We start from the raw sequence: 1,804 nt of genomic DNA, 5'->3' as shown, positions 1-1,804 counted from the left end.
GAGCATTCGATCGAGGATTCCATCCGTTGAAGTCCCCGACTACGCTGACCTCCCTGGCATTGGGGGCCCACACGGCGAAATGAGTGCCGCGTTGCCCGTCTACCTCGGTGACGTGCGCCCCCATCTTCTCGTAGGCGTGGTAGTGCGTGCCTTCCCCCAACAAATACAAATCGTAGTCGCTGAACCACGGAGCTTGCGTCGCACTGGGCATGAACTCACACCTAGAAATTGCGCAGATAATCGGAGGTGAAACACTGAGAAATCATCAGAAAGTCATGAGCATGCCATGGTCCATAAGAAAACTATCCGGTTTCGAGCCCCGTAGCGTCCCCGAAGCAGTGCCGGCTCGCGGGACTTCCCCGGGACTGAAATGCAGAAGCTGCACTTTGAGAATGCGGAATCTGCCGGTCTGTAATCTGTAAATACGGCTGGCAGGCCCCTCCTCTGCGCGGATCTTCCACCGCAGCACCCTCCCGGATTCCTCTTCGCCATTTCTAAACATTAGCGTTTTGCAAAATCCCGTTTCCGAGTGGCGCGTCAACTGCTCAAGGGAAAGCGAGAACCGCCGTTGCGCTTCCAACCGCATCCCGTTCGGGCAGGCCGCTTCCAAACGTCGCAATGGCGGGTTTGCAGATGGCTCGGCCGATTAGCACTGCACTGTCGGACCGCCAAGGCTATAGGCAAGACGCCGACTTAGCCGGCGCGGCCCTTGTCGGCATCGCAGATCGATGGACAGGCCGGGACGATGCAGAGATCTCTCGGATTCGTTGAGGAAGCTCACTCCAACGGCCCCGCGCTTTTATCGGATATGGCGGCAAATTCGATATCAAGAGAGGAACTAAGTTATGACAAAAACGAACTCGGTTGTAGCGATCTACGAAACTCATACCCAAGCAGAGGAAGCAGTCAAGGAACTGCAAAGGTCCGGTTGTGACATGAAGAAACTGTCGATCGTCGGCAAGGATGTCCACACGGACGAGCACGTCGTCGGCTACTACACCACCGGCGACCGCATGTGGTATTGGGGTAAAATGGGTGCCTTCTGGGGCGGTTTCTGGGGACTGTTGTTTGGAGCCGCCTTCTTCGCCATCCCGGGCCTTGGACCGATTTTGGTGGCCGGCCCTCTGGTCGCATGGATTATTGGCGGGTTGGAAGGCGCCGTGGTGGTGGGCGGATTAAGCGCGCTCGGTGCGGGCTTGTATAGCATTGGCATCCCCAAGGACAGCGTAGTCCAGTACGAGGCAGCGCTCAAAAGTGACAAGTTTCTGGTTCTGGTACACGGCACGGCGGAAGATGTGGCCAAGGCCAGGAGCATCCTGCAGACAACGCACCCACTGGACATTGCAACCCACGCGGCGGAACTCGACCAGCCCGAATTGGTCATCGCCGGATAGTCAGGCAGACAGAAGTGTAAAGAACAGAAAACTAAGGAAAAATATCATGTACAAAAATGTGTTGATCGTATCGGTAGCTAGTCTGGCTTTGGTCCTGCCCGCTTTGGCGTCGGATCGCGAAGACGACATTGGGCGTGCCGAAAAAGCCGGCCGGGTCTTCCATGAAATCATGGCGACGCCCGATAAAGGCATTCCCCGTGACCTTCTGGAAAAGGCGAAGTGCATTGTCATCATTCCAGGAGAGGAGAAGGCAGCCTTCATATTCGGAGGCAACTACGGCAAGGGAGTGGCTAGCTGCCGCACTGCCAATGGTTGGAGCGCCCCGATGTTTATCGCGGTCGGCGGCGGGAGTTTCGGCTTCCAGATCGGCGCTTCTTTCACTGACTCGGTGATGCTATTCATGAATGACC

The 1,804-nt window shown here is 56.5% G+C and carries 3 protein-coding genes; 2 read left to right on the top strand and 1 reads right to left on the bottom strand.

Annotated features, from left to right (window positions below; all coding sequences use genetic code 11):
* On the bottom strand, window positions 1-211 hold a 211-nt coding region (locus WA354_RS17060), incomplete at its 3' end, for a hypothetical protein (protein WP_472814227.1).
* Window positions 212-845: 634 nt separating this feature from the next.
* Between WA354_RS17060 and WA354_RS17055 the strand changes: the two genes are divergently transcribed.
* On the top strand, window positions 846-1,394 hold the full coding sequence (locus WA354_RS17055) for a general stress protein (RefSeq protein ID WP_472814226.1): 549 nt from the start codon (window positions 846-848) through the stop codon (window positions 1,392-1,394).
* A gap of 46 nt (window positions 1,395-1,440) precedes the next feature.
* On the top strand, window positions 1,441-1,804 hold a 364-nt coding region (locus WA354_RS17050; RefSeq protein ID WP_472814225.1), incomplete at its 3' end, for a lipid-binding SYLF domain-containing protein.

Source organism: Occallatibacter sp. (genome assembly GCF_049802275.1).
Classification (GTDB): domain Bacteria; phylum Acidobacteriota; class Terriglobia; order Terriglobales; family Acidobacteriaceae; genus Telmatobacter.
Note: the sequence above shows the minus strand (reverse complement) of the source record. Positions and strands in the feature narration are given on the sequence as shown.

Coding starts and splice junctions, on each gene's coding strand:
- WA354_RS17055 (WP_472814226.1), top strand. CDS start 846: ATGACAAAAACGAACTCGGTTGTAGCGATCTACGAAACTCATACCCAA.